Raw genomic sequence first — 23,782 nt, 5'->3', positions numbered from 1 at the left:
TCAACCCTAAAGCATCTGAAGAATCTCCTCCAGGCCAAATCCTTTATCCGTCCGGAATATTCGTTCCATTTCATTGAGGTTCGCATCCGAATGCTCTACCTCACGTGAAAACCGGTGGGACAGATGAACAAACTCCTCAAAATCCAGGCTGCCTTTATTTCTCTTAAATACTGCCAGGCCCATTTCCTGAATAAGAATTGTGCTCACTGCGGCAAGCTTTACTTTCACATAGGGGTGTTCGTCATAAACAGCTCCGCAGAAATAGGTGAAGATAAAGTATACCATAAGCTGTTCGCTCCACTGCTCCCATTGGCGCTTATGACCTTCATCCTCCATTAAATACCGGTGAAAGGCTTTCCTGTTTTCCTCATAGCTTTCTGCACCGGCATCAAACAATATGCTTTTAAGAGTTCCCAAATATTGGGGCCAGCTCTCATTAAGCACTTCAAGCTTTCCAAACAGAGAAAACCACTTCTTCATCTTTTCATAACGGATCCTGTCTTCTATCCTGCGAACAGCCATTTTCTTTTCAACGAACTCGGCTCCGGCTGCCCCTTGATACCGTTTCATCAATTCATCCAACTCATATAACTTTTCCTCATTGATTCTCCGCTGCATATCATGAGAAAACCCCAGTACCATGGCAGTGCGCAGACGGCAATCCATGTCCCGGTTTTGCAGGAAGGATAAAATCATATCCCTTGCATCCATAAGCTTGGTAAACAATAAAAAATCAAAATCAGGATAAGACTCCTCCCTTTCATCTTCTTTCGTAAGAAATCGGACAGGATCTTTACAGCCAAGAATCAGACCGGCAGCTTCCTCACAGGATAAGGACAGAGAAATTTCCCTGACTCCTTCGTATTCTTCTATATGCCTTGGATAATCCCGGCAGGTTTTGCATAGCATTCCCGGGCCGGCTTCTTTATAGATATCACATAGATTGTCCTTATTCAGAAACGCGCACCGGCCGTCACACTGTTTAAAGGAGCCATTTTTCCAGTCGATCCACTGCCTAAGCCTTCTGCCAAAAGCATCCTTTCGCGTTTGGTATCGTTTCCTTGTAAGATCATCGATCATGATGGCCCAGCCTGCACAGCAGGTATCCGGGCACTCTCCGGCCACACAGCGGAATTTATTATAATAATGAGGTATTGTAAACTGCATAAATGATTGCTCCTGTTTTTGATAACGATTATACCGCAAATAAAAATGGGGTGCAACCCAATTAAATGAGCGGAACCCCATTTTTAAATCAAATGATTATAATTTCCCAAATGCCAGGAACAAAAACAGTATACCGCTGACCCAGGTCAAATCCCAGCCTTTTAACGCTGCAATCTTATGTCCCAAAAACAGGCCGATATACATGACGGCAGTACCCACAATCATGGCACAAAGGGCTGTAAGTCCCGGAGGAATCATTAGAAATCCGGATAAAGCTCCAGCTACCAGACTGTCCAAGGACATCGCCAGGGAAAACATGATGGTCTCCTTCCAGGACAAAGATTTGGAGTGATCCCAGTCTGCCGCCAAAGGATTCCCGTATATATTTATGATGATGCTCAGGCCGGAAATAGAGAATGTAAGATTCTTTTGAACATTTACATGGTTGTTTATATATTTTTTTATGGTATAATCCAGAAGCTTTATAACGCCCAGAAGAAACAGGCAGGAAAATGCTGCACCTTTTGCAAAATTTTCCGGTACCAATCCGCTGATTACGCTTCCAAATATAAGAGCAGCTCCCAGACATCCGCTGCAAATCAAATTTACTGCAATAACCTTTCCGCTGGAAATCTTCAGACGGTTAGCCCCGTAGGCTATGCTGGCAACAAAGGTGTCGGTGCAAAGCGCCAGCACAAGAATTAATATATCACGCATATCCTGGCAAACTTACCTTTTTATTTTAATATATTCATTCAAGGCCTGTTTGGGACCCCGGAAACTTTGGTATTTTCACCCACATACAAGAATAAAAAAGCAGGGGCTGTAATATGCCCCTGCTTTTTGCCTGTTTATTACTGGCACAGCTTCTTAAATTCATCTGCAACAAACTGCACCTGGGGTCCTACGATAACCTGTACGCTGGTCTTACCTGGCCTGATGATGCCGGCAACGCCTGCGGATTTGATCTTCTTTTCGTCTACCAGAGTGTAATCTTTGATCTCCAGCCTTAATCTTGTAATACAGTTATCGATGCTGGTGATGTTATTCTTGCCGCCAAGTCCTTCCAGAAGAATGGAAGCAACTGCCGTATAGTCGTTATTGGAAAGAGTGACTGTGTTTTCATCTACATCATCATCTTCCCGACCCGGAGTCTTAAAGTTAAACATTAAGATTGCAAGGCGGAATACGAAGTAGTAAACAGCTGCATAAACAAGGCCCAGAGGGATAATAAGCAGCGGATTTACAGCCATAGGAGCCTTAAAGCTCAAGAACCAGTCAACGAAACCTGCACTGAAGTTAAAGCCTGCACGTACGGGTAGCAGGGAGCAGATCGTTAAGGAGATACCGGTTAAAATTGCATGGATTAAATAAAGGCCTGGAGCAAGGAACATGAAAGCAAATTCCAGAGGTTCTGTTACGCCTGTAAAGAAGGAACAAACTGCTGCTGCAAGCAATAAACCATATGCATTTTTCTTTTTACCAGGTTTTGCGGTATGATACATAGCTAAAGCTGCGGCCGGAAGACCGAACATCATAACCGGGAAAAATCCTGTCATGTACTGACCTGTCTGGCCCAGGACACCATTTCCTGACCAGAAATTACCAAGGTCGTTTACTCCTGCAACGTCAAACCAGAATACGGAGTTCAGTGCGTGATGGAGACCTACCGGAATCAGAAGACGGTTGAAGAAACCATAAATACCAGCTCCTATTGCGCCCAATCCCAGGATGCCCTTACCAAATGCAACCAATCCGGAATATACAACCGGCCATATAAAGAATAAAACAAGGCAGGCTACCAAAGAAACAAGTGCGGTGACAATGGCAACAGACCGTTTGCCGCTGAAGAATGCCAGCGCATCAGGAAGCTTGGTATTCTTAAACCTGTTATAACAGCTGGAACCGATGATACCGGATACGATACCGATAAACTGGTTACCAATCTTACCAAAGGCAGGATTTACTTCACTGACATCAATTCCTTTTAACATGGCAACTACTCCAGGTGAAAGGATCGTCTGAATCATCAGCCAGGAAACAATGGCCGCAAGTGCTGCAGTACCCTCATGGTCATCTGCCATACCAACACCAACGCCGATTGCAAACAGAACTGCCATGTTATCGATGATGGCGCCCCCTGCCTTAATTAAAAAGGCAGCAATGGCACTGTTAGCCCCCCAGCCGGTGGGGTCAATCCAGTAACCAATCCCCATCAGTATGCCTGCCGCAGGCAAACATGCCACCGGAAGCATCAATGACTTACCTAGTTTTTGCAAATACTTCATCATAATAAAGAAACCCCTTTCTTTTTGTCCTACCGGACATTTTTTATCCATACCTGCTGCCAAGCAGGTTCAGATCACATTTCTTCCAAAACGGCGCAAAGCGCGGTTATGGCCGCCGCCTCATCCTCTCCGTCAAACCGGAACCGGATGATGCTTCCTCTTTTGGCTCCAAGCCCCATTAATGCCAAAAGGCTTTTACAATCCGCTTTGTCTGATTCCCACTGGGCTTCTATGCTGCATGAATATTTCCTTGCTTCCATAAAGATCATGGAGGCCGGCCTGGCATGAAGTCCCAGGGGATCTTTTATTTCATACAAATACTCCCTCATTTTAATACCTATAATTCGATGATTGGTTCCAGTTCCTTTACCTGCATCCCTGTATGGCATACCATATCCGGATAATTCGGAGTATTACAGACGATAACCGGAGTAATCACCTCATAACCTGCTTCCTTTATGGCTGCCATATCAAATTCAAGAAGAAGCTCCCCAGCTTTCACTTTGTCTCCTTGCTTTTTATAAGCAGTATAATGCTCCCCTTTTAAATTGACCGTATCAAGTCCTACATGGACAATGATCTCAGCACCTTCCGGAGTCGTAATGCTGACAGCATGCTTTGTCTCAAACACCACCGTAAGGATTCCGTCGGCCGGAGCCACAATTCTGCCTTTTGCCGGAATAATGGCGACTCCTTTTCCAAGGATCTCCTGGCTGAATGTGGGATCATTCACTTCACTTAAGGGTACTACTGTTCCTTCCGCCGGGGCCAGAATTTTTTCTCTTTCTTTTTCTCCCCCTCCACCGAATATTTTTTTTAATGAATCAAACATACCATGATTCTCCTTTCTTCTATAGCCTCATTCTCTTGATGTGAACCGCCAGATATGCGGTCTCTTCTTCCGTTACATCGTGATGGTATGTTTCCATTATATAATCCTTAATTTTTAAACTGCACCTGTATTCCTCCGGGTACATCTTGGATATCAAATGGTTAAATTCAACATTCCCGCTGTTTAACAGCTCCTTTGTAACGATTCTTTGTGCCAGAAACCTTAAATGGGTAACAAACCGCTGATAATTTAAAGACATTTCATCAGGTTCCATTGAAAAATATTCTTTCACAATCCCTACGGTATTCTGGATCAGGTTTGTGATATCAATGGTATCACGCATGGCGGTATTAAATTCCGCATTGACGATGTGAAACGCAATGAATCCCGCCTCGTCAACAGGAAGGGATATTCCTATCCTCCGCTCAATTAATGCGATGGCGTATTCACCGATCAAGTATTCCTCTTTGTAGAAGGTTTTTATCTCATTAAGCAGAGGGTTTGAAAATTTCATCTTCTGCTTAAACCGGTGAATGGCAAAATTGATGTGGTCCGTCAGCGTTATGTATATGTTTTGATTAAGACTCCTGTTTAATACGCTTTTCGCGTAATTTATGATTTCCGTAGAAACCTGGATGTGCTCAAGGGGAAGGTTCACCAGCAATTCTTTAAATTTGTCAACATTGTTCTGGCTGTCCAGACGGAATACTTTTTCAACTGCGCTCTCCGGAATCTCTTTTCCCGGCTTCATACCGAAACCGATTCCTCTGCCCATGACTATAATTTCTTTTCCATCCGGCTCCAGCGCACTGACAATATTGTTATTGATTATTTTGTCAATTTTCATACAATGTCCCATCCTATAAAATAAAAAACCAACTTCGACCACGAAAATAAAATTTCATTTTCCATAATCAAAATTGGTTTTGCCTGCTTTCCAGTAACAATCCACTCAATATATCCTTGCTTTAACTATACCAGTTATTTCAAAAAAGTCAACAAAATTTTATACATTTTCTATATTTTTTATAATTCCTCGTTTTTTCAGTCTAAATTCCTCTCACCTATCCTCAAATCAGGATTTAAACTGAAAAACAGACTACAGCCCTATCCCATACACAGCGATCCGTAATCAATTTCCCGAAGGATCGAACGCATCTCTTAACGCGTCTCCGATGAAATTAATACTGACAACCAGCAATATGATCATCAGACCCGGCGGTACCCACAACCATGGCTTGGAAGTGAGGATGGAGATGGATTGGGCTCCGTTTAACATATTGCCAAGGCTGGACTGAGGCGGTTGAATTCCCATACCAAGAAAGCTTAAGGCTGCTTCATCTAACATTGATATAGCGATAACAGAGGTCGCATAAACCAGAATAGGTGCGACCGTATTGGGAAGTATCTCAGAAAACAGGATATAATGCTTCGGCATTCCTGCGACGCGGTCCCCCTGAATAAAATTCATCTCCCGGATGGACAGTACATTCCCTCTGACAAGCCGGGCAATTCCGGGCCAGTCAACAAAACCGAGAATCAGAATAATATTTAAAAGGCCTGGGCGAAATATCGCAGCAGAAACTAATACTAGCAGGATATAAGGAAAGGACATGACCATATCAGTAAACCGCATGATAACCATATCAAGGATTCCTCCGAAGAACCCGGATACCAGGCCTAAAACCACACCGACTACCGTAGATACGGCGGTAGCGGCAAATCCTACCAGCAGTGAGATTCTGACGGCGTACAGCATTCTGCTCAATACATCCCGACCCACCTGGTCCGTTCCAAGCAGGTGCTTTATGGAAGGCGGATCACTGAATCCACCGACCACCTTATTCGGGTCATAAGGCGAAAGAACCGGCGCCAGCAGCGCACATAGGAGGATGATCGCCAGGAACACAGTACTGGCCACAGCCAATTTGTGTTTTAGGAACCGCCTCATTACCGTATTACGGTATGTATTGTCTTCACTGATGATTGTTTTATCTCTATTCATTCATTTTCTCCTGCTTTAATACGTAATCGTCGGATCTACCAGTGCGTAGATGATATCTGTCAGCAGGTTTGCCACCAGAACAACGATGGCGGACATCAGACAGACACCCATAATGACCGGATAATCTCTGCTGATAATTGCACTCATGGTCATCATGCCAAGCCCTGGCCAGGAAAATACCTGTTCTATGATGATGGCTCCGCCAAACAAAATCGGTATATGCATTCCGAATACAGTAATGACCGGAATTAACGCATTGCGAAGCGCATGCTTATTAATCACCAGAAAGCGGCCAATTCCCTTTGCTCTTGCCGTTCGCAGATAATCCATCTGAAGGATCTCAAGCATGGCACTGCGGATATATCGGATATTGGTCCCCGCCATGGAGGTCGCCAATACAATCACAGGCATGATCATATGCCTGATGACGTCCATGGCACTTTTCTGCGCTCCCAGGGTATACATACCGCTGGAGGGCAGCCAGCCAAGCCTCACAGTAAAAAAATAGATCAGCACCAATGCAAGAAAAAAACTGGGAACACTGCTTCCAAGAAAGGATAGCGTGACTACAGTATAGTCCTGCGGTGTATATTTGTGGACTGCGCTATAGATTCCTGCCGGTACCGCAATCAGCATACTGACAAATAACGAGACGGACATGAGCAGTAACGTTGGCCCGATATAGGTTTTAATCATTTGACTGACCGGCTGGAAACTCTTCATGGAATATCCCATGTTGCCCTGAAGAAGATTTGTCAGCCAGATCCAGTATTGTACATAGACAGGCTTATTAAGGCCTAACGCTATTCGTTTCGTTTCGATGGCCGCCTCGGATACTCTGGGGCCCTGGAGCAGTTCCAATGGACTTCCTACCATAGTCATGATCAGAAAGTCAATTACGGTTATACCTATCAGGACCGGGATAGCGATAAGAATACGCTTGATAATATATTTAAGCATTCGCATCCTCCTTTGGCCGTTTCCTCAGGGTCAGCACCGGACAGGCTGCCAGATGGCCGCTTCCAGGCTGGACCTGAATCAACGCCGGCTCCGATCGCTTGCATTCCTCTATGGCGTAGGGACACCGGCTGTGAAAATTGCAGCCGGAAGGAAGATCCTTATTGGAAGGCAGTTCTCCCTGCAATATCACTCTTTTTCTGCCTCTGGCCTCAGGATCTGGAATCGGTGCGGCACTGCATAATGCCTGCGTATAAGGATGCACCGGATTCTCAAACAGTTCCTTTGCATCCGCAAGCTCCACAATCTTCCCAAGATACATGACGGCAATCCGGTCACTGATGTATTTGACCGCATCCAGACCGTGGCCGATAAACAGATAGGTAAGCTTTAGCTCCTTTTGCAGATCACGAAGCAGATTTAGAATCTGAGCCTGTATTGATACATCAAGGGCGCTGACCGGCTCATCGCAGATGACCAGTCTGGGGTTAAGAGACAGGGCTCTTGCGATCCCGATCCTTTGCCGCTGCCCGCCGGAGAACTCATGAGGATAACGCCCCTTCGTATTTTTCGGAAGTCCCACCATATCAAGCAGGCGGTCAACCTCCCTATGGATATTCTGTTTTGTAGTGACACCATGATACAGCATTGGGTAGGATAGAGTTTCAAAAATACGTTTTTTCGGATTAAGGGAGGTATAAGGATCCTGAAACACCATTTGTATCTGGGTACGGATTTGTCTCATTCCAGCCGCTGACCGGTCCGTGAACGGATATCCATCATAGACAATGCTGCCCTCTGTGGGAGTTTCTAACGCGGCCAGCTGCCGCCCTATGGTGGATTTGCCGCAGCCGGATTCACCTACCAGTCCCAGAGTTTCTCCCGGATATAGCTCAAAATCCACACCGTTCACAGCATGGATAAACCCAACTGTATGGGGAATAATTCCGTCACGAACCGGATAATATTTTTTCAATCCCTTTATCTCTGCCAGAGGTTGTCGTTCCTTTTGCATTTGTTAATTCCTTCCTGATGCTTGCTTCTTCCTCTCCCGGATTTCTTCCGCCCGCCAGCATCTTGTCCCGTGACTATCTTCTATTTCAACCAAACTTTGCTCCAGATCACAGCCATTGGCCATATACGGGCAGCGGTTTGCAAAGCGGCAGCCGGTGATCTCACCGTAAAACTCTGGAACAGCACCCTCAATCGTAAGCAGTTCTCTCTCTTCTTTATCTCTGATACTTGGAATGGATTTCAGCAGAGCTTGTGTATAGGGGTGACCCGGTTTCTTAAACAAATCGAGAACGCCAGCCTCCTCCACAATCTGTCCGGCATACATAACCATAACCCGGTCCGCCATTTCAGCTACCAGTCCCATGTCATGGGTAATTAAAATGATTGACATATGAAGCTCCTCACGTAAGTTCCTTAAGAGTTCCATAATCTGTGCCTGAATCGTAACATCCAGCGCAGTAGTTGGCTCATCCGCTATGAGAAGCTTCGGATTACAGGCAAGGGACATGGCAATCATTGCCCGTTGCCGCATTCCTCCAGACAGTGTATGCGGATATTTGTTCATAATAGAAGAAGGATCCGGAAGCCCCACCTTATCCAGGAGGAGCAGTGCCCGTTCCTTCGCTGTTTTCCTGTCCAGGTTCATATGAATCCGCATGGCTTCCATGATCTGGTTCCCAATGGTGAATAACGGATTTAAGCTGGCCATGGCGTCCTGAAAGATCATAGTCATCTTACTCCCTCGGATACGGTCCAATTCCTCCTCCGGCAGTTTCAGCAGTTCCTGCCCGTCAAAGACCACCTTACCTCCTGTGATTTTACCATTTTCTCCAAGCAGACCCATGACTGACAGAAGGGTAACGCTCTTGCCGGAGCCGGATTCTCCAACGATGCACAGGATCTCGCCTTGATTTACATGAAGGCTGACCCTGTCTAAGCATTTGATATCTCCGGCTCCGGTGGAAAACGCCATTTCCAGCGAATCTACTTCCAGCAGCGGTGTCATTGTGTCACATCCCATTCTTGGATATTATTAAAAGAGCCATATACATCCGGCGTCGCATTCTCCACCCTTTTATTCACAGCTCCGATTGCACTTATGATATAGGTAGAAATCATTGGGGCCTCCTGCTGCATGACGGTATCGATCTTTCGATATTCCTTCTTGATTTCATTCATATCACTGGTGGCCTGGGTCGCCGCCAGGGCCTGAGTTACGGTATCATTCACATAGCCGGTCCAGCCGTCCGCAGATAATAACCAGTTAACGTCCGGGAAAGGATCTACCGGTGCATAGGTATACTGCACTGCCAGCAAATCGAAATCCTTATTTCCCGCTTTAGTCATTAAGCTGGATAAGTCCACGGTTGTCACCTGAATCTTGAGTCCGATTTCCTGCAGCTTCGCAGCAATGTAATCTGCGGCCTGACAGAAAGTGGAGTCACCGCTGTTTACATAGAAGCTTAATGTCCTTGAAGCATCCCAACCGTCTGCGACTGCCTTAGCGACTAATTCTTTCGCTTTTTCCGGATCGTAAACAGTAGGTGTCAGGCCCTCGTCATAAAAAGGTCCCGCACTGGACAGGAAGCCGTCAACCACTTCGCCTTTTCCGTTTAACAGTCCTGTTATTATGGAAGGGCGGTCAATTCCATACAAAATCGCCTGACGGATGCGGGGATCCGTTACCGTGGTGGTATTAAAGAAGATCGACTGGTTGATGACAGGGGCACCATAGTTGACAGTCACATTCGCAAGGGCTTCTACGCTGGCATAATCCTCCTGCAGGATGTTACCAGTGGTCTGCTGCACAAAATCAATCTCTCCTGATTGCAGCCCTGTCAGCAATTGTGCCGCAGGTACGATCTTGATATTTAACCTGTTAATCTTTGGAGCGCCCTTCCAGTATGCTTCATTTGCCTCATAGGATACATAATGCTGCAAATCAACGGCTGTGATGCGGTAGGGTCCGTTAACTACCGTCGGAGCGTTGAACCAGTCATAACCTGCCAGGTCCTCATCCGCCACGCTCTCAAGTACATGTTTGGGCAGTGTCAGTATATAGCGTCCATATGTATTCTGAAAGGTGGTAAGGGCCATCTGATATTTGGTCGTGAATTCGACGGTTTTATTGTCGATTGCCTTAACGCCGGATATCTCCGTTGCTCCCGCCTCTGAAAAACCGTCGTCGCCCACGCCTTCAATGGCATAGAGCGCCATGCTTGCATTGGCACGGACGGGGCTTGAGAGCTTAAGAACAGTGTATGCGACGTCATCTGCAGTTACTGGCTGACCGTCGGACCAGTTTGCGCCCGGATCAATATTTACCGTAAAATGTATATTGTCTTCCGTAGTAATAGAAGAAGCCAGCATACCCTCAAACTCCAGATTGCTGTTTAATTCAACAAGAGGCAGGAATTCCATTGCCGTGGAGGTCTTCATGATCTCAGTTGCATCCATCAACAGTGGGTTAACGCTGCTGATAGAATCGGTCATTCCGATATTAACGATCTTATCCTCCGTATTCTCACCCTTTGCGGAATTATCCTCTGCCGCATTACCCTTAACCGGACTCTCAGCTCCCGGATTGGAATTTGACTTTGCACAGGCCGCAAGAGATACCACCATGCCGAAAACTAGCATAGCTCCAATTACCTTATGCAGTTTTTGAAAGACTACTTTTTTCATAAATGTCCTCCTCCTTAAATAAACATAAAATTTTCTCAGATATTTGTCCTGCGCATTGTACGCATTTCTTATATTAAAGAATACATATATGTTTAGTATGAAATATCCTTTTTTACATAGTATTATGATTTCGTTTTTTTGTCAACCATATTAATTACAATCTGCATTAAGTCCTGATAAGAACACCCTGACCGGATAACGCACTGTCACAAGACAGCAAAGAAGTCCGGAACGCCCTGTTTATCGGGCCTCCCAGACTTTTTACTAAACCATCAGAGATGGGACAATTTAATAATGCTTCTTTTTAAATACAATTCTTTTTAAGTTCGTCTCTTAACCGCTCCAAAGCCTTTTTTTCCAGCCTGGATACGTAGGATCTGGATATCCCCATGACATCCGCAATCTCCCGCTGTGTATACTCCTTCCCTCCATGGAGACCGTACCTCATTCCGATTATGGTTTTTTCATTTTCCTTAAGGCAACTGTCAAAGGCCTCATACAGTTCCTTAATATCCTGTTTTAAAATTATAGATTCCAGAGTCTCCTTATTTTCCATTTCAATGACATCTACTAAACTTACAGTCTCTCCATCCTTGTCTACGCCAATGGGTTCAAACAAAGAAACCTCTTTTGAATATTTCTTGTTTGCACGAAGAAGCATTAGGATTTCATTTGCTATAGTCACCTTGCGGCTCTGGTAATTCAGGCACCTTCGAGCCAAACAGATACAGATGAACATTCTCACCATCCCATATGACCTTATCCACAAAAGTGCGGACCGCTGCCCGCCTTTGCCGGACATCCATAAGGCTGATCACATGTTGAAAGGAAGACAGGGTCTGCTTTATGAACTGTAATTCCGAATCGGAAAGCTCTTTATTTCCTACGTCAAGGGAAAGCTCCCATAACCGCTGTGCCATTTCCCCTTTTCTTTTATGAAGCCCTTCGATCTGCTGTATGATATATCCTTCCGCCCCGGTCCCTCCGGCTTTTCCAAGGGAGGCCACCAGTCCGGTTATTTCTCCTTCCATATTCTTCAGTTCATCCTTTAAACGGGATTTATCCCATTCCACTTCCTCTTTGCTTTCTTCCACTGCCTTTTTGCTCCGGCAAAGCTGCTTTTGAAATTCACTCCAATCCACAGATATCTTTTTGATTTCTTCCAGGACCATCTGATCCAGCATATTTCCATTTACGTTCTTCATTCCGCAGCATTTCATACGGCTTTTTTCCTTCATGGTGCATAAATAAGAATAGATCTGTTCCCCTTCGTCATTGTACCGGCCTGACAGCTTTGGACGCATATAACCGCCGCAGCCGCCACAAAAGAGGATTCCGGACAGCAACGCCACATTACTGCGGGGTTTCCGGTAATTTTTTGATTTATTTTGCTCCAGCTGCATCTGAACATTGACCCACATGGAGCCGGATATCACTCCCTTATGCTTTCCAACTGCCACGATCCATTCTTCCATAACTTTCATCTCGTGAGTTTTTCCGGCCCTTTGAAGGGTACGGTTATATGCAATCACTCCATGGTTTCCGTCAAAGGCTTCTCTTTCTGCAAACAGATCCACATTCTTTTCCCGTAAATACTCATAGGCCTCCTGATCTGCGATCATATAAACCGGATTGGTCAATATTCCTTTTATTGCAAAGCGGCTGAATAGGCGGCCATATTTTGTCCTATGACCATTTTGGAGCAAATAGGTTTCCGTCTGAGTCAGTGAACCTGTTTCTAAGAATTTCTCAAAAATCAACTTGACAAGATTTGCCTCTTCCGGAATCATCTTTAGCTTAAATGCTTTTTTCACCTTACCGTCTATGGTCACGGAGGATACGCTCTCCGACGTATAACCCGTAGGCGTATTCCCTCCCAGCCATCTTCCGCTTTTAGAGAGCTCCAGCATATTATCCCGGATGCGCTCCGCGATTGTCTCTCTCTCCAGTTGAGAGAAAACAGAAGCAATGTACATCATGGCCCGCCCCATGGGTGAGGATGTGTCAAATTGCTCTTTTATGGATATAAAGGAAATATGAAGTTCATTAAGCTCTTCGATCAGATTTGCAAAATCACCGATATTACGGCTTATACGGTCAAGACGGTAGCATACGACCGCCGTAAATTTCTTTTTTTTTGCTTCCTGCATCATGACTTTGAACTGAGGCCGTTCAAGGTTTCCTCCGGAAAACCCCTCATCCTCATATACACAGGCGCTGTCAGCGAAACACGCTCCATAATGTGCTGAAATGTATTGTCTGCACAGCTCGATCTGGTTTCCGATGCTCTCTCCTTTTCCGGTAAATTTTGATTTTCTTGAATAAATCGCAAACCTTTCTATCCCGGCTTCCACCCAATCTTCCTCCTCACTAAAGCATAGCGCTGCGTTCCGCTCCCTTAATCCAAACATACAGGACATGGGAGGCAACATACATTATAATAACAGTCTATATCAGGTCCGTGTTATGAATATGATCGTATATCAGCCCAAAACAGAAGAAGACAGAAAAGAATTGAGAAAAAAAGCTGCACTCCTGCATAGTCAGGCTGTCCTTCAATATATCCAGCAGCTTTCCTGCCCGAATGACCAAAAACAGGCTCTTATGGAAGAGCTTCACACAACCTGAATTGTATTCATATACTTCCCGCTTAAGAAAACATGGGTAGCACAGGACACGCAGGGATCAAACGACCGTATGATCCTTCCGATCTCCACAGGTGTAGTTACATCTTTCACAGGTACCCCCATCAGTGCCTGTTCTCCGGTTCCCTTCATTCCATTTGTCTGTGTTGACAAATTCCATGCAGACGGGGTTATGATCTGGTAAAAGGCTATCTTACTGTTGTCAATATACAGCCAATGGCCCAGGGCTCCCCGTGTCGTATCCACCAGTCCTTTTCCCGATGCCTGCACAGGAATCTCATTTTCCCTCTGCATGGATACTCCCGGGATCAGATTATCTATAAGGGTTTGCATGATTTCCACAATTTTCTTAGCTTCCAGCACTCTTGCAATGGTCCGGTCCATGGCAGAGATCCCATTTCTGTACTCGCCGGAGAGCCACTGCCTTGCCAGCGGCCCTACCTCATAAGGGATATTATTGTATCTCGGCGCTTTTATCCAGGAATATGCCTGGGATTTATTTCTGTCCGGTTCATCATTTTCATTGAACCAGGCGTATTCGTCTTCCTGGGTTATAAGTACAGGATCAAAGGGGGATGTCTGTCCATTGGAATAAACAAGAGGATCCACATAGAGCGTCCCCAAATTTTTATAATGGTTAAAGCTTCCATAGGTCAGTAAGTTGCCATAGCCTCCACCGTAATGATAATACTCTGGATAAAAGGTACCAATTGTGTATACGTCCGGAACCATTTTTTCAATGATGAACTGTCCTATGTTATATAGGATTGATTTTATGGTAATGATCTTATCTGCAGATATCGGCGAAGTGATCCCTCCAATGAATATTCCGTGATTATGAGGAACCTTTCCTCCAAGAATGGCCAGCATCTGATGCGCAGCCCTGCTGAACTGAAGGGATTCAAAATAATCGTTTACCATTTTATCGTTTATGTTCTTTGGTAGCCTGTAATCATTGTGATCTGTCTTAAACAGCGGATAATCCTCAGGCAGCTTAACAAAATCCGGCAAGGTAAACTGGTAAAAATGCCTTAGATGATTTTGCAGGAATTCGCAGGCATGAAGAAGGTCCCTTACATACCTTCCCTGTTCAGAGGGGACAATGTTCAATGCTTCTTCCAGAGCAAGAGCAGAAGCCATGGAATGTGCGGTTGAACAGATACCGCAGATGCGCTGTGTAAAATAAACAGCATCAAAAGGACTTCTGCCCTGAAGCATTTTTTCAAATCCACGGAACATCAAACCTCTCATTTTTGCATCCACCACTGACCGCTCTTCGATATCGGCATCAATTTCCATGAAGCCGCTGATTCGGGTAACAGGATTGATGGTTATTCTCTCCGCCATATCTACTCCCCTCTCATGGTGTCATAGGTAATAAAAGGCTCCATTGCATCAGGAAATCCAAACTGAGCACATCCGATGCAGGGCGAATCATCTCCTATGGGCCAGTTGACATGCCCATTCCATTGTCGAATGGGACAGTCGATCTGGGTAACCGGACCTTTACAGCCCATCATGTACATACAGGTTTCCTGCCCGAGCTTCGTTGCAAAGATACCGCTGTCAAAATAAGATCTCCTTGGACATCTGTCGTGAATGGTAATGCTGTAAAACATCAAGGGACGGTCCCTGCTATCAAGCGGGGGGTCCCCATATAATATCAGATAGGCCAGTGTCCCCATAAACCAGTCCGGATGACACGGACAGCCTGTTAATTTAATCACTTTTCTCTGCAAAACCTCTTGTACTCCCACACACTGGGTTGGATTGGGTCTTGCCGCCGACACGCCTCCGTGTGAAGCGCAGGCTCCTACTGCAATCACATGGGCCGCCTGTTCCCCCAATCTTTTAACCGCTTCATACCCGGTAATCTCCCTGCCGTTGTGCCGGCCGATGATATTATAAGAACCGTTGTCCTTTAAAGATACGGCACCTTCCACGGCAAGGATATAATCCCTTCCTATCACGTCGAACAGCTGATCCATGGCCTTGTTTCCATAAGAATTCATCAGGCTGTTGCTGTATGTAAAATTGGTCATTTGAGTGAGCAGATACTTAAAATCCGGATTTTGCCCGTCCAAAAGAGAGATGGTATTACCAGAACAGCCATTTAATTCAAGCCAGACAAGATTCCGTCTTTGCCGCGTCTCTCCAACGATTTCATCCCTTACCCTGTTCACAAGACTTTCCGTTGTTTTTAGCCTGCTTTCCTGGTAAGGACATTCAAAGCTTCCATAATCCAAACATTTCACCAACTTTACTCTGTAGCCAAATAGCCGATGATCGGTAATCTGGTCAGGACCATTGCTCCCGGATGACATGTTGCAAAATTAACTGATAAATCATTTCCAGGATTAAGACCAAAATGGCTGTCTCCTTTCCACACAGAATTATTTGTCACATCATACACCACTCCGTTTACTGCTACATAAGCCGGGGCTCCGTTCTTCCCATCATAACGGGATAACTCTTCCAGGGTAAAGTATCTTGGTACTTCCTCCTCGGCTTGATTTGCATGGATGGCCTGATATGGATATTGTGTTTCTTCCATGTCTACTTGATTTGACTGACTAAAATATTTGATATGACTTTCCAGCATGATCACTTCACTGCTCAAATGATCCAGCACAACGTTATTGTTGTACTGGTTGGAATGTAGTCTTTCTATATCCTCGTTTATATGCTTGACGCAGTTCCCGATGTAATTCAAAAACATATTTAATTCCATGAAATAACCTCCCATAATAAATTACTGAATGATTGAAACTTGTGCCGGTCATCAACCAGGCCTTATCATTGGGATATCTCTCCTTCAATTTCGTCTATAACCGCAGTAAGCGGCTCTATTTCCCGTTTAAGTACCAATATGTTTGTCCAGTCTCCAATAAGCGTATTATTTCTTTCTGAAAAATAGTCACGGAGGCTGTCTTCACTTATATGGCTGTTTGTATGTACCGTAATGGTTAAATAAAAAATCTTCTCGATAAAATTCTCCCCGCATATTTCAACAATCGCTTCAAATATATTTTGATTTAGGAACGTATCATGCATTCGTGATTTCCTCCGATATGATTTTTTTAATTGCGCATTCAATTACCCTGCAGATCTGGGGTAGTTTATCTCTTAAAACAGTGCTTAGTTCCTGGCCAAAGCCGATTTCGTAGATTTCTATGCCCATCAAGTATCCCTTAAATTGACTGCCATACAGCTTCATGAGTTCCACCATGCTTAAATCATGCTGCATGGAGAATAAGGAAGGCTGTGACATCACATCTTCTAGGCTGGTCAGATGAACGCTTCCCGGCTCTGCTCCAGAAGAAAGTGCATCAAGGATGAAAACAAAGTCATCCTCATCCAGTAAATAAAAGCAGTTTTGAAAATCGGTTTCACCAACGATCACATGAATATCCTGGCGGATCAGCCGGTCTTCCAAGATTTCGGCAGCTTTAATTGCTACGGCGTCATCCTTCATAAAACGATTGCCGATAGCAATTAACTTCACCATACCCTTGCCCCCTTCTCAAATTTGTTATTTATCAATATATATGTTGGACAAATTTAAATATTCTTTGCTGGGGGATTATTGGTGGAAAGGTACAGCACAGAAGAAGAAATGTAATTGCAAAGCAGAATTCATCTGCAGCCGTGAAGGTCAATTTAATATATAAACGTCAGGAACCGGTGTATGCCCTGCTGCCGCAGGCATACACCGGTTCCATGTTTCGTCCCGTTTGGAGCCGTTATGATAGGATACCATTCTCCACACACTTGGCCGCATAAGTGGCTAGTCTGGAGCCTCTGTCCGGGTGAAAGGTATTGACGGCTTTTATAAGTCCTATGGTACCTACGGAAAGAAGATCTTCCATATCATAATCTGTATTCTGATATTTTTTTGCCACATGTGCCACTAGACGCATATTTCGCTCGATGAGTGTGGCTCTCGCCTCCTGATCCCCTTCCTGGTATCGTTCCAGACACTCTCGTTCTTCTCGCGCAGTTAAAGGTTTGGGAAAAGTTTTCAAAGAAAGCCACCTTAAACTTACTTACTCTCATTTTATGCCGGCCTTCTCTTTAAAGTGCTTTTACAAAAAATATAGGCTGGTACTTATTTTCCTTCCCATTTAATGATGGAACAGACGAAGCCCTGTAAAGGCCATGGCCATCCCATATTGGTCACAGGTTTCAATAACCTGGTCATCACGAACCGATCCCCCAGGCTGGGCCACGTACTTTACACCGCTTCTGTATGCGCGGTCAATGTTATCGCCAAATGGGAAAAATGCATCAGATCCCAGAGAAACCTCCGTCAGCCGGCTAAGCCAGGCCTTCTTTTCTTCACCTGTGAATCCGGCTGGCTTTACCCTGAAAATATTTTCCCATCTGCCGTCAGCAATGACATCCATATAATCTTCTCCAATGTAGACATCAATGGCATTGTCCAGGTCCGCACGGCTGATGCCTTCCAAGAACGGCAGCTCCAGGACCTGAGGAGCCTGACGAAGAAACCAGTTATCCGCCTTATTTCCTGCCAGTCTTGTGCAGTGTATACGGGACTGCTGACCAGCCCCGATCCCGATCGCTTGTCCGCCCTTTGCAAAACAAACAGAATTGGACTGGGTATATTTTAAAGTAATAAGAGAAATAATCAGGTCAATTTTAGCTGATTGGGGGATATCCTGGTTCTTTGTCACCACATTCATTAAAAGATCTCCATGAATCTTCTCTTCATTTCTTCCCTGCTCAAACATAATCCCAAAAACCTGTTTTCTCTCAAGCGGCTCTGGCTGGTAATCCGGGTCAATTTGAATGATGTTGTAATTGCCGTTTTTCTTTGACCTTAAGATTTCCAGGGCTTCCGGTTCATACCCTGGGGCAATGACGCCATCCGACACTTCCCGTTTGATAATTCTTGCAGTATCCTTATCACAGATATCCGACAGGGAAATGAAGTCACCGAAGGAAGACATACGGTCTGCACCTCTTGCCCTTGCATAGGCACAAGCCAGGGGAGAAAGCCCTTCCATATCCTCTACCCTGTAGATCTTTGCAAGTATCCGGTCAAGAGGCTGTCCCACTGCGGCACCGGCCGGAGACACATGTTTAAAAGAAGCTGCCGCAGGAAGGCCGGTCGCTTCCTTTAATTCTCTTACCAGCTGCCAGCCATGAAAAGCATCCAGAAAATTAATATATCCCGGACGGCCGCTTAATACCTTAATGGGAAGTTCTTTCCCACCTGGCATAAAAATCCTTGAGGGCTTCTGATTCGGGTTACATCCATATTTTAATTCCAGCTCATTCATCTTTTGTACTCCTGTCATTGGTTTTTATTTACAATCCGTGTCTCATAAGCTCCGGATTCTATGTCAATATATCTTACAAAGAGAGAAATTTTATTCTCTTCATGGAGGCTTTTCCATAGCATGGCAGTAAATTCATCCAGGTCGTCAAGGGCCGCTGCCAGCTTAGGTTCCCCTTCAAAGCTAGGCAAAGGACTTCCATCATGCATATAGGTATGAATGAAATGGGCTTCACCTGCTTCAGGATTATCATAGGCAAAGGTATAACGGTTACAGGAGTCCGGATTCCCATGATTGCTCTTGATGATGGACATGGCGTAATTGAAGCGCCCGCCTTCTATATGCATGATCCCGGAAATACGGGGCGTATAATTAGGACTATCCGGTTCAAATTCCCGGCACCGCAAGGACTGTTCAAACGTCAGTTGTATATCCATTCCCTCATAAATGGTATCGGTCTGATCTCCGTTTGTCACGATGGTCTTATTCCCCATTACCCGCACCGGAGCGTAAATAATGAGACTGGGGTCTGTGACCTTTGAGGGATCAAAGGCCTGGGTACGGATACCTTCCCCTTCCTCTACGAATACACGGTTTCGGCTGTTATCGCTTCTTCCCATAATAAAATAAGCGGCAACCGCCTTTTTTCCATCCGGTGTTTTTCCCATAATAATGCCTCTTCCCGGATAGGAATTACTCTTTAAATCGTCTTGTAAAGAAATCAAACTCATCAGCTCTGGTCTCCTTTCTGAATGAAAACACAATGAACTCTTTTGGCTCGCTGTTTACGCAAAAAACCGCCTGGGCATCCCATAGGGTGCCCAGGCGGTCGGCTTTTTACGTATCGTGCTCCCCGTGGTAAAAATCCACTTATCCGCCAGTCGCACGTACCTTATACATCATCATATAATATTCTCTGAAAAAATGCAACCCTATTTTTTACCACTATTCATTCCTAATGGCTGCAAGAGGACTTAGCTTCATGGCTCTAAGGGCAGGGAAAAATCCTGCGGCCATTCCTACAAAAACAGCAAATCCAACAGCCGTTAAGGTAAGCCAGGGAGGAATCCTGGAAAGATCTCCAGGCATATCTGACATAAAGCGGCCCGAAAGGAACCTGTTAATAAGGAATGAAACCCCATAGCTGAACAGGATTCCCGTTATGCCTCCTAAAAAGCCGATAAAGCCTGACTCCATAAGGAACATGTTCCTGATATTATTCATATCGCAGCCAAGGACCTTTAAGATACCGATTTCCTTTGTTCTTTCGTAAATGGACATCATCATGGTATTGGCGATACCAATTGCCGCCACAAACAGGGATACGGCTCCGATACCTCCTAAAAGAGCCTGAACCATCTTAGCCTGCTTCTGAGACTGCTCCAGCCACTCCATGTTGCTGTTGGCCTGAAAGCCCATATCTGTAATCGCTTTTTGTACCGCAGTAACATTATTCATATCATCCACTTCAACAACCGCCTGCTGATAAATAAAATAGTTGTAGGGTTTTCCCTTTTTATTGGTTGGCTGGTTGGGAATGGGCTTCTTTTTAAAAATCTGTTTTAGCTGAGATTTTAGCGCTTCTAAATCCACATAAACGCTGTAACTGTAATTATTCCAATCCTCTGGCCCTCCTTCTACCAGACCGGCCGTTGGTATGAGATACTTTTTGGGCGGTTTGACGATTGTTCCGCCTTCCCCAGTTCCCCCGTTTTGGGACTGATAATAGGCATCCATATCAAAAATCACAAACAGAGGTCTATTTATAAAATCTATGTCAGGAATGCTGGTGGGATCATCATAATAGTTGTTACGATTGCTCTTGGGATTGCTGAAATTCCTGGCAACCATATTCCCTACAATCATCTGCAAGTCTCTTTTTCCCGCCTCCGGAATTTGCCCCTCCTTTAAGGGGATGTTCTTCATGTACTCCTGAGTGACTCCGATCAGGTTGATATACGCCTGATAAGCCCCCTGAGTCATCAAAACACTGGTTTCCAGAAGAGGGGAAGCAGTATTAACATGATCGATCCGTTCAAACTGTGCAATCACATCATCCGTCATGTAATTAGGGTCCTTGCTGCTTTCATTTCCTCCCCACATTGCATTGGAATATACGGAAACTTCCGTAAGGCTTCCATAGGAAGCGATCTGTTCCATGGTAAGTTCATTAAAGCCGATCCCCAAAGACACCATGACAACAATGGAAGCCGTACCGATCAAAACTCCCAGAACCGTTAAAAATGTCCTTAGCTTCCTGCGTCTTAAGTTATTTACACTCATGGAAAGCAAATCGCTAAATTTCATTGTCTTTTTCCTCTTCCAGTTCTTCCAGTGCTTCCTTTTTCTTTTTACGCCTCTTAAGCACATATACGGTTCCAATGGTTCCTATCACCAGGACGACAATCACCGCAGGAATGATGATCTTTCCATATTTGGAAGTGCCTTCCGGCTCTGTTACTGCCGGAAATTCTCCTGAACCATCCATTCCGGGATCTAAGTCTTCCTGTTCCGTTACTGTTAAACTTAACTCTTTTTCAACAGGATCGCTGACAACCCCATTTTCATCCTCATAGGTGATCATAACCTTAATTTTCCCATCATCCGTGGTATGTGCTGTTCCGCTGATCATGGCATCCACATTTCCAGACTCTCCTGGCTTTATATTTCCTACATAGCTGTTGGTCTGTTGGATGGAATCTCCCACAAAGGCCACCATTACGTTGTAGAGGAGAACCTTTCCGGTGTTATTGATAGGAAACATTACATTTGTTTCTGATCCTACGGAAATCGTATCCGGCATTACCTCGATCGTTCCCGTATTCAACCTGGAAACCTGCTTAACAGGAATGTTTACCGTAACTTTTTCTTCTGCGTTTTTAAATTCAGGGCTGTCATACTTTTCATTGATGGTGATGGCATAGGTTCTTTGATCCACCCATGCTCCTGCCCGAAGCTTTAATTTTATATCCGTGGTCTGGCCAGCGGGAAGAGAATTTACAACGATCGATGAGGAACCGGAATCCATGGTAAATACCGCGCTGTCCGTAACCTTTTCTGATTCCAGGTTAAAGAGAATGTTGCTTGCTGCAACATTTTCGGAGGCGTTCTTCATATGGAGGATCATTTCAAATTCCTCCCCGGCGTAAACTGTCTCCGGGTTCGTCTGGAATCCATCTACAATGATTCTCGCCTTTGTTCTGTCATTGGCATTGAAATCACCTGTCTCCTCTTCTTTGTCTTTATTCTGAACCTTGACATAGAAGGTCTCTTCCGCTTTCTGGACGTCTCCGTCCGTGCTGTCGCGGTATTCAATGGTATAGGTAATAGGATAGTATCCGCTGTAAACATCCTTGCGGATATTCATGCTGTAGGGAATCTCCACCGTTTCACCACCGCCCATGCGGTCATAATGTCTGGTGTAGTTTCCATCGTTAATATCAAAGGGGAACTTTGTGCTGTCCTGGTCCAGCTTCATACGGACATTTACATCAAAAGCCGTAACTTGGGAAGCATTGCGGACGTTCATATTAAAATTCATGGTTTGGGGATAGATGCCAAAAGGCGTATTCTGGTTTTCACCCAGCTCAAACTGAATCGTTCCTTCATCTTTCCCGGATTCTGTGGTTGATGAGGATTTTGTGATCCAGATGTTGACCTTTTCGTAACTGGAATGGGCACCATCATCCTTTTTTAATGCATCCGTTACGACTTCCAAAGGTATTAGGTAATACCCCTCTGCAATGTCTCTCCGAACCCTACCAGTAAGAGAAATACTCTTAGATGAACCGCTCTTTACCGTTCCCAGCTTTTTGTTATCAAAAGTACTGGAAGTGATCTCAAAAGGAAAGACTGCTCCAGTATATTTCGAATCTTCATCTGCATCTTCCGTTGCCCGGTATTCCTGTTCTGCCAGATCCCGGTCAAACCTCACTGCCACGTTATTTAAATCATTGCCGCTATTATTAGTAAAAACCATATTAATGGTAACGTTTTCCCCGGTCTTTCCCGACGGAGTCTTCTTAACATCTATGTAGGTGTTTTTGCTTAGGTCATACTGGGCAAAAGCCGCACCGGGCATGGCTCCTATGATCATAAGGGCCGCAAGCAGCCATAAAATCCCTTTCCTAACCTTCTTCATATCCCATGTCCTCCTTCGTATCCTCATGATGCTGTTCCTCATGATGCTGTTCTTCGATTTTAACGATCTTTCCATCTACTATATGGAATTGTCTGTCAGCAAACTTTGCAATATAATTATCATGTGTAACCATGACCAAAGTCTGATTCTGCTCCCTCACGATTTTCTGCATTAAACTTAAAATTTCTCTGGTAGTCTTGGAATCTAAGTTTCCAGTTGGCTCATCCGCAAAGATGATCTTAGGGTCTACTGCCAAAGCTCTTGCAATACCGACTCTCTGCTGCTGACCTCCTGACATCTCATTGGCCATATGCTTCATCTGTTTCTCAAGCCCCACCAGCTTTATGTATTCCTTTGCCTTTTCATTTCTAGTTTTCTTTGGCACTCCACGAAATGACAGAGGCATAGCCACATTCTCCACCGCGTTCATAGTCTGTAAAAGATTATAAGACTGAAAAATAAAACCCACGTGCTTTCTGCGGAATGATACCAGCTGATTTTCTGAAAGCTTTTCTATATGGCTCCCGCCAATGACAATCTCTCCCTTTGACGGCTTCTCAAGGCCGGCCAACATATTTAAGAGAGTGGATTTACCGGAACCGGAGGGGCCCACGATCGCACAGAACTCTCCCTTATTTATAGTAAAGTCCACACCGTTTAACGCATAGACCTTTGTGTTTCCCACTTTGTACACCTTGTAGAGATTCTTGACCTGAATCATAGGTGACTTTCTTTCCGCCAAAACAGA

The 23,782-nt window shown here is 44.8% G+C and carries 23 protein-coding genes, 2 pseudogenes and 1 riboswitch; of the genes and pseudogenes, 1 reads left to right on the top strand and 24 read right to left on the bottom strand.

Translation table 11 applies throughout. The features are described 5' to 3' along the window. Positions 1 to 6: 6 nt before the first annotated feature. The 13 genes and pseudogenes from fliB to H171_RS07195 all read right to left on the bottom strand — a co-directional run bounded on the left by fliB (position 7) and on the right by H171_RS07195 (position 13,302). Entirely contained in the window at positions 7 to 1,167 is a 1,161-nt protein-coding gene (fliB, locus tag H171_RS07255) for a flagellin lysine-N-methylase (protein WP_100304538.1), read from the bottom strand. Between the two features lie 96 nt (positions 1,168 to 1,263). Beyond that, positions 1,264 to 1,884 (bottom strand): manganese efflux pump, encoded by a 621-nt coding sequence (locus H171_RS07250; protein WP_100304537.1) that lies wholly within the window; start codon positions 1,882 to 1,884, stop codon positions 1,264 to 1,266. A 137-nt stretch (positions 1,885 to 2,021) separates the two neighbouring features. Then, on the bottom strand, positions 2,022 to 3,458 hold the full coding sequence (nagE, locus tag H171_RS07245; protein WP_100307453.1) for an N-acetylglucosamine-specific PTS transporter subunit IIBC: 1,437 nt from the start codon (positions 3,456 to 3,458) through the stop codon (positions 2,022 to 2,024). Between the two features lie 71 nt (positions 3,459 to 3,529). Further along, positions 3,530 to 3,772 carry an HPr family phosphocarrier protein gene (locus H171_RS07240; protein ID WP_242976905.1) on the bottom strand — a complete coding sequence of 81 codons (243 nt, stop codon included), beginning with the start codon at positions 3,770 to 3,772 and terminating at the stop codon, positions 3,530 to 3,532. A 20-nt stretch (positions 3,773 to 3,792) separates the two neighbouring features. Next, entirely contained in the window at positions 3,793 to 4,287 is a 495-nt protein-coding gene (locus H171_RS07235; RefSeq protein ID WP_100304535.1) for a PTS sugar transporter subunit IIA, read from the bottom strand. A gap of 19 nt (positions 4,288 to 4,306) precedes the next feature. Then, complete coding sequence (gene licT / locus H171_RS07230; RefSeq protein ID WP_100304534.1) at positions 4,307 to 5,134, bottom strand: BglG family transcription antiterminator LicT; 828 nt, start codon at positions 5,132 to 5,134, stop codon at positions 4,307 to 4,309. A 285-nt stretch (positions 5,135 to 5,419) separates the two neighbouring features. After that, on the bottom strand, positions 5,420 to 6,292 hold the full coding sequence (locus H171_RS07225; RefSeq protein WP_100304533.1) for an ABC transporter permease: 873 nt from the start codon (positions 6,290 to 6,292) through the stop codon (positions 5,420 to 5,422). 15 nt (positions 6,293 to 6,307) lie between these two features. Then, the gene (locus tag H171_RS07220; protein ID WP_100304532.1) at positions 6,308 to 7,252 is read right to left on the bottom strand and encodes an ABC transporter permease; all 945 of its coding nucleotides are present in this window, start codon (positions 7,250 to 7,252) and stop codon (positions 6,308 to 6,310) included. Continuing rightward, complete coding sequence (locus H171_RS07215; protein ID WP_100304531.1) at positions 7,245 to 8,264, bottom strand: ABC transporter ATP-binding protein; 1,020 nt, start codon at positions 8,262 to 8,264, stop codon at positions 7,245 to 7,247. The genes H171_RS07220 and H171_RS07215 overlap by 8 nt, the downstream gene beginning before the upstream one ends. Positions 8,265 to 8,267: 3 nt before the next feature. After that, complete coding sequence (locus H171_RS07210) at positions 8,268 to 9,269, bottom strand: ABC transporter ATP-binding protein (protein ID WP_100304530.1); 1,002 nt, start codon at positions 9,267 to 9,269, stop codon at positions 8,268 to 8,270. After that, the gene (locus H171_RS07205; RefSeq protein WP_100304529.1) at positions 9,266 to 10,948 is read right to left on the bottom strand and encodes an ABC transporter substrate-binding protein; all 1,683 of its coding nucleotides are present in this window, start codon (positions 10,946 to 10,948) and stop codon (positions 9,266 to 9,268) included. Before H171_RS07205 ends, H171_RS07210 begins: the two co-directional genes overlap by 4 nt. A 304-nt stretch (positions 10,949 to 11,252) precedes the next feature. After that, positions 11,253 to 11,624: pseudogene (locus H171_RS07200) on the bottom strand (sigma-70 family RNA polymerase sigma factor); the annotation flags it as partial. After that, positions 11,617 to 13,302, bottom strand: coding sequence for a recombinase family protein (locus H171_RS07195; protein WP_100304528.1), 1,686 nt, complete (start codon positions 13,300 to 13,302; stop codon positions 11,617 to 11,619). The pseudogene H171_RS07200 and the gene H171_RS07195, both read right to left, overlap by 8 nt. 112 nt (positions 13,303 to 13,414) lie before the next feature. Between H171_RS07195 and H171_RS24110 the strand changes: the two genes are divergently transcribed. Beyond that, on the top strand, positions 13,415 to 13,576 hold the full coding sequence (locus H171_RS24110; RefSeq protein ID WP_157724401.1) for a hypothetical protein: 162 nt from the start codon (positions 13,415 to 13,417) through the stop codon (positions 13,574 to 13,576). On the opposite strand, the gene H171_RS07190 is transcribed toward H171_RS24110, so the two are convergent. From H171_RS07190 to H171_RS07140, 11 genes and pseudogenes are all read right to left on the bottom strand, one after another. Beyond that, complete coding sequence (locus tag H171_RS07190) at positions 13,564 to 14,940, bottom strand: nickel-dependent hydrogenase large subunit (protein WP_100304527.1); 1,377 nt, start codon at positions 14,938 to 14,940, stop codon at positions 13,564 to 13,566. The genes H171_RS24110 and H171_RS07190 overlap by 13 nt on opposite strands. Before the next feature lie 2 nt (positions 14,941 to 14,942). Beyond that, positions 14,943 to 15,839 (bottom strand): hydrogenase small subunit, encoded by an 897-nt coding sequence (locus tag H171_RS07185; protein ID WP_242976904.1) that lies wholly within the window; start codon positions 15,837 to 15,839, stop codon positions 14,943 to 14,945. A gap of 14 nt (positions 15,840 to 15,853) precedes the next feature. Continuing rightward, positions 15,854 to 16,324 (bottom strand): cytochrome b5 domain-containing protein, encoded by a 471-nt coding sequence (locus H171_RS07180; protein WP_242976903.1) that lies wholly within the window; start codon positions 16,322 to 16,324, stop codon positions 15,854 to 15,856. Between the two features lie 65 nt (positions 16,325 to 16,389). Beyond that, on the bottom strand, positions 16,390 to 16,647 hold the full coding sequence (locus H171_RS07175; RefSeq protein WP_100304525.1) for a hypothetical protein: 258 nt from the start codon (positions 16,645 to 16,647) through the stop codon (positions 16,390 to 16,392). Beyond that, the gene (locus tag H171_RS07170; protein WP_100304524.1) at positions 16,640 to 17,101 is read right to left on the bottom strand and encodes a hydrogenase maturation protease; all 462 of its coding nucleotides are present in this window, start codon (positions 17,099 to 17,101) and stop codon (positions 16,640 to 16,642) included. Before H171_RS07170 ends, H171_RS07175 begins: the two co-directional genes overlap by 8 nt. Before the next feature lie 241 nt (positions 17,102 to 17,342). Then, positions 17,343 to 17,618, bottom strand: a pseudogene (locus H171_RS07165) (sigma-70 family RNA polymerase sigma factor); the annotation flags it as partial. Between the two features lie 99 nt (positions 17,619 to 17,717). Further along, the gene (locus tag H171_RS07160) at positions 17,718 to 18,896 is read right to left on the bottom strand and encodes a phosphoribosylaminoimidazolecarboxamide formyltransferase (RefSeq protein ID WP_100304523.1); all 1,179 of its coding nucleotides are present in this window, start codon (positions 18,894 to 18,896) and stop codon (positions 17,718 to 17,720) included. Positions 18,897 to 18,910: 14 nt separating this feature from the next. Next, positions 18,911 to 19,624: an IMP cyclohydrolase gene (locus H171_RS07155; protein ID WP_100304522.1), complete on the bottom strand. Its 714-nt coding sequence runs from the start codon at positions 19,622 to 19,624 to the stop codon at positions 18,911 to 18,913. An 81-nt stretch (positions 19,625 to 19,705) separates the two neighbouring features. After that, a riboswitch (ZMP/ZTP riboswitch) is annotated at positions 19,706 to 19,788 on the bottom strand. A 50-nt stretch (positions 19,789 to 19,838) separates the two neighbouring features. Further along, on the bottom strand, positions 19,839 to 21,200 hold the full coding sequence (locus H171_RS07150) for an ABC transporter permease (RefSeq protein ID WP_100304521.1): 1,362 nt from the start codon (positions 21,198 to 21,200) through the stop codon (positions 19,839 to 19,841). Continuing rightward, on the bottom strand, positions 21,190 to 23,034 hold the full coding sequence (locus tag H171_RS07145) for a COG1361 S-layer family protein (protein ID WP_100304520.1): 1,845 nt from the start codon (positions 23,032 to 23,034) through the stop codon (positions 21,190 to 21,192). Before H171_RS07145 ends, H171_RS07150 begins: the two co-directional genes overlap by 11 nt. Beyond that, complete coding sequence (locus tag H171_RS07140; protein WP_100307451.1) at positions 23,021 to 23,755, bottom strand: ABC transporter ATP-binding protein; 735 nt, start codon at positions 23,753 to 23,755, stop codon at positions 23,021 to 23,023. Before H171_RS07140 ends, H171_RS07145 begins: the two co-directional genes overlap by 14 nt. Positions 23,756 to 23,782: the final 27 nt, after the last annotated feature.

The sequence above is a fragment of the [Clostridium] celerecrescens 18A genome, assembly GCF_002797975.1.
GTDB lineage: Bacteria > Bacillota > Clostridia > Lachnospirales > Lachnospiraceae > Lacrimispora > Lacrimispora celerecrescens.
Note: the sequence above shows the minus strand (reverse complement) of the source record. Positions and strands in the feature narration are given on the sequence as shown.

What these genes read in the sequence shown, in the direction of transcription:
- H171_RS07205 (WP_100304529.1), bottom strand. Translation starts at nt 10,948, where the DNA reads ATGAAAAAAGTAGTCTTTCAAAAACTGCATAAGGTAATTGGAGCTATG.
- fliB (WP_100304538.1), bottom strand. Translation starts at nt 1,167, where the DNA reads ATGCAGTTTACAATACCTCATTATTATAATAAATTCCGCTGTGTGGCC.
- H171_RS24110 (WP_157724401.1), top strand. Translation starts at nt 13,415, where the DNA reads ATGAATATGATCGTATATCAGCCCAAAACAGAAGAAGACAGAAAAGAA.
- H171_RS07145 (WP_100304520.1), bottom strand. Translation starts at nt 23,034, where the DNA reads ATGAAGAAGGTTAGGAAAGGGATTTTATGGCTGCTTGCGGCCCTTATG.
- H171_RS07175 (WP_100304525.1), bottom strand. Translation starts at nt 16,647, where the DNA reads ATGCATGATACGTTCCTAAATCAAAATATATTTGAAGCGATTGTTGAA.
- H171_RS07155 (WP_100304522.1), bottom strand. Translation starts at nt 19,624, where the DNA reads ATGAGTTTGATTTCTTTACAAGACGATTTAAAGAGTAATTCCTATCCG.
- nagE (WP_100307453.1), bottom strand. Translation starts at nt 3,458, where the DNA reads ATGATGAAGTATTTGCAAAAACTAGGTAAGTCATTGATGCTTCCGGTG.
- H171_RS07150 (WP_100304521.1), bottom strand. Translation starts at nt 21,200, where the DNA reads ATGAAATTTAGCGATTTGCTTTCCATGAGTGTAAATAACTTAAGACGC.
- H171_RS07180 (WP_242976903.1), bottom strand. Translation starts at nt 16,324, where the DNA reads ATGGAATTAAATATGTTTTTGAATTACATCGGGAACTGCGTCAAGCAT.
- H171_RS07220 (WP_100304532.1), bottom strand. Translation starts at nt 7,252, where the DNA reads ATGCTTAAATATATTATCAAGCGTATTCTTATCGCTATCCCGGTCCTG.
- H171_RS07250 (WP_100304537.1), bottom strand. Translation starts at nt 1,884, where the DNA reads ATGCGTGATATATTAATTCTTGTGCTGGCGCTTTGCACCGACACCTTT.
- H171_RS07190 (WP_100304527.1), bottom strand. Translation starts at nt 14,940, where the DNA reads ATGGCGGAGAGAATAACCATCAATCCTGTTACCCGAATCAGCGGCTTC.
- licT (WP_100304534.1), bottom strand. Translation starts at nt 5,134, where the DNA reads ATGAAAATTGACAAAATAATCAATAACAATATTGTCAGTGCGCTGGAG.
- H171_RS07160 (WP_100304523.1), bottom strand. Translation starts at nt 18,896, where the DNA reads ATGAATGAGCTGGAATTAAAATATGGATGTAACCCGAATCAGAAGCCC.
- H171_RS07170 (WP_100304524.1), bottom strand. Translation starts at nt 17,101, where the DNA reads ATGGTGAAGTTAATTGCTATCGGCAATCGTTTTATGAAGGATGACGCC.
- H171_RS07140 (WP_100307451.1), bottom strand. Translation starts at nt 23,755, where the DNA reads ATGATTCAGGTCAAGAATCTCTACAAGGTGTACAAAGTGGGAAACACA.
- H171_RS07210 (WP_100304530.1), bottom strand. Translation starts at nt 9,269, where the DNA reads ATGACACCGCTGCTGGAAGTAGATTCGCTGGAAATGGCGTTTTCCACC.
- H171_RS07225 (WP_100304533.1), bottom strand. Translation starts at nt 6,292, where the DNA reads ATGAATAGAGATAAAACAATCATCAGTGAAGACAATACATACCGTAAT.
- H171_RS07235 (WP_100304535.1), bottom strand. Translation starts at nt 4,287, where the DNA reads ATGTTTGATTCATTAAAAAAAATATTCGGTGGAGGGGGAGAAAAAGAA.
- H171_RS07215 (WP_100304531.1), bottom strand. Translation starts at nt 8,264, where the DNA reads ATGCAAAAGGAACGACAACCTCTGGCAGAGATAAAGGGATTGAAAAAA.